This is a genomic window from Mesorhizobium sp. BAC0120 (assembly GCF_033542235.1).
Classification (GTDB): Bacteria; Pseudomonadota; Alphaproteobacteria; order Rhizobiales; family Rhizobiaceae; genus JAWRCU01.
In genome coordinates this window covers 2,501-5,868 of sequence record NZ_JAWRCU010000041.1, presented here as the reverse complement: position 1 = coordinate 5,868, position 3,368 = coordinate 2,501, and the positions used below count along the sequence as shown (strand labels likewise).

General features: G+C 54.7%; 1 tRNA gene and 2 rRNA genes. All 3 read right to left on the bottom strand.

Features of this window, described 5'->3' with window-relative positions:
• Positions 1–8 precede the first annotated feature (8 nt).
• Positions 9–85: transfer RNA gene (locus tag SAZ10_RS33460), tRNA-Met, on the bottom strand.
• A 130-nt stretch (positions 86–215) separates the two neighbouring features.
• Positions 216–330, bottom strand: a 5S ribosomal RNA gene (rrf, locus tag SAZ10_RS33455).
• Between the two features lie 143 nt (positions 331–473).
• Positions 474–3,280 (bottom strand): 23S ribosomal RNA (locus SAZ10_RS33450).
• Positions 3,281–3,368 lie beyond the last annotated feature (88 nt).

Here is a 3,368-nt window from a genome sequence, read left to right as displayed (position 1 = left end):
TTTTGGTTTGGTTGCGGGGGCAAGATTTGAACTTGCGACCTTCAGGTTATGAGCCTGACGAGCTACCGGGCTGCTCCACCCCGCGTCACCGGCAAGACGTCGGTGTTTGCCGACGCAATTCAGGTTCTGCGCATATGAAAGGCCGCTCGGTGGCGGCCTTTTGAGCCGCCGAGAGGCGGGCTTCGCAAAGAGAAGAATGAGCATGCGTTTAGCAGACCTGGCAGCGACCTACTCTCCCGCGTCTTGAGACGAAGTACCATCAGCGCTGGGGCGTTTCACGGCCGTGTTCGGAATGGGAACGGGTGCAGCCGCCCCGCCATAACCACCAGGTCGGCGAAACGCATGCTGTTCGAGAAGCTGGGATGAAGCGAATAGCGAATGGGGAATAGCGAGTAGGGATTTCAAAACCCTATTCGCTACACGCTATTGGCTCTTTCGTGCCGTCGCATATGCGATGGGCATAGATAATGAGAACGATCAAGCCGATCGAGCTATTAGTACCGGTAAGCTTCATGCGTTGCCGCACTTCCACACCCGGCCTATCAACGTGGTCGTCTTCCACGACTCTCAGGGAATACTCGTTTCGAGGTGGGTTTCCCGCTTAGATGCCTTCAGCGGTTATCCCGACCGTACATAGCTACCCTGCGATGCGGCTGGCGCCACAACAGGTCCACCAGAGGTACGTCCATCCCGGTCCTCTCGTACTAAGGACAGATCCTCTCAATATTCCTACACCCACGGCAGATAGGGACCGAACTGTCTCACGACGTTCTGAACCCAACTCACGTACCGCTTTAAATGGCGAACAGCCATACCCTTGGGACCTGCTCCAGCCCCAGGATGCGATGAGTCGACATCGAGGTGCCAAACAACCCCGTCGATATGGACTCTTGGGGGTCATCAGCCTGTTATCCCCGGCGTACCTTTTATCCGTTGAGCGATGGCCCTTCCACACGGGACCACCGGATCACTATGACCGACTTTCGTCTCTGCTCGACTTGTCAGTCTCGCAGTCAGGCAGGCTTATGCCATTGCACTCAGCGAACGATTTCCGACCGTTCTGAGCCCACCATCGCGCGCCTCCGTTACTCTTTGGGAGGCGACCGCCCCAGTCAAACTACCCACCATACATTGTCCCGGACCCGGGTAACGGGCCGCGGTTAGACATCCATAGTCGCAAGGGTGGTATTTCAAGGGTGGCTCCACCGAGGCTGGCGCCCCGGCTTCAAAGCCTACCACCTATCCTACACATGCAACTACGAATGCCAATGTAAAGCTATAGTAAAGGTGCACGGGGTCTTTCCGTCTAACCGCAGGAACCCCGCATCTTCACGGGGAATTCAATTTCACTGAGTCTATGCTGGAGACAGCGGGGAAGTCGTTACGCCATTCGTGCAGGTCGGAACTTACCCGACAAGGAATTTCGCTACCTTAGGACCGTTATAGTTACGGCCGCCGTTTACTGGGGCTTCGATTCAGAGCTTGCACCCCTCCTCTTAACCTTCCAGCACCGGGCAGGCGTCAGACCCTATACGTCGTCTTGCGACTTCGCAGAGCCCTGTGTTTTTGATAAACAGTCGCTACCCCCTGGTCTGTGCCACCCCCCGATGGTTGCCCACCGAAGGGTCACGCTTATCCCGAAGTTACGCGTGCAATTTGCCGAGTTCCTTCAGCATAGTTCTCTCAAGCGCCTTGGTATACTCTACCTGTCCACCAGAGTCGGTTTCGGGTACGGGCTATAAGGAGGAGCTATTTCCTGGGACCACGCAGTTGCCAGACCAATCCGATAAGGACTGACAACCCTGATGATCCGTCACTACCTCCAGGCTCACGAATATTAACGTGATTCCCATCGTCTACGCATTTCTGCCTCGACTTAGGGGCCGGCTAACCCTGCTCAGATTAACTTTAAGCAGGAACCCTTGGACTTTCGGCGGGGGTGTCTCTCACACCCCTTACGTTACTCATGTCAGCATTCGCACTTCCGATACCTCCAGGAGCCCTCGCGGGTCTCCCTTCACGGGCTTACGGAACGCTCCGCTACCGCGCATCTTACGATGCACCCACAGCTTCGGTGTATGGCTTGAGCCCCGTTACATTTTCGGCGCAAAGACCCTTATTTAGACCAGTGAGCTGTTACGCTTTCTTTAAATGATGGCTGCTTCTAAGCCAACATCCTGGTTGTTTTGGGATCCTCACATCCTTTCCCACTTAGCCATAACTTGGGGACCTTAGCTGGTGGTCAGGGTTGTTTCCCTCTCCACGACGGACGTTAGCACCCGCCGTGTGTCTGCCGACTAGTACTCCTGGGTATTCGGAGTTTGCTTAGGTTTGGTAATCCGGTGAGGACCCCTAGCCCATGCAGTGCTCTACCCCCCAGGGTATTCGGTCGACGCTCTACCTAAATAGATTTCGCGGAGAACCAGCTATTTCCGAGTTTGATTGGCCTTTCACCCCTAGCCACAAGTCATCCCGAACTATTGCAACAGTTATGGGTTCGGCCCTCCAGTAAGTGTTACCTTACCTTCAGCCTGCTCATGGCTAGATCACTCGGTTTCGGGTCTAATGCGACGAACTGAACGCCCTGTTCAGACTCGCTTTCGCTGCGCCTACACCTATCGGTTTAAGCTTGCTCGTCACACTAAGTCGCTGACCCATTATACAAAAGGTACGACGTCACCCTTGCGGGCTCCGTCTGTTTGTAGGCAACCGGTTTCAGGTACTTTTTCACTCCCCTTGTCGGGGTGCTTTTCACCTTTCCCTCACGGTACTAGTTCGCTATCGGTCATGCACGAGTACTTAGGCTTGGAGGGTGGTCCCCCCAATTTCAGACAGGATTTCACGTGTCCCGCCTTACTCGAGGACTTTTGCTTGCATTACGCGTACGGGGCTGTCACCCGCTACGGCCCAACTTTCCAGAAGGTTCCGCTTAGCTCACAAAAGCCACTGGCCTGGTCCGGTTTCGCTCGCCACTACTCCCGGAGTCTCGGTTGATGTCCTTTCCTACGGGTACTTAGATGTTTCAGTTCCCCGCGTTCGCCACTTTACCCCTATAGATTCAGGGTAAGTTACCTATTCTCGATACTTGGAAACCACAACGGCTCACAGCCATCAGCTGCAAGCCGCTCTGATTTTCCAAGTATCTTAGGTGGGTTTCCCCATTCGGAAATCCACGGATCAAAGGGTATTCGCACCTCCCCGTGGCTTATCGCAGCGTATCACGTCCTTCATCGCCTGTGCATGCCAAGGCATCCACCAATTGCCCTTAAGACACTTGATCGTTCTCATTGCCAATGCCCACCGGGTTTTACCCCGATGCCATTGGCACGAAAGACCAGCTTCTCGAGATCTGTTCGATGGCGCGGTTA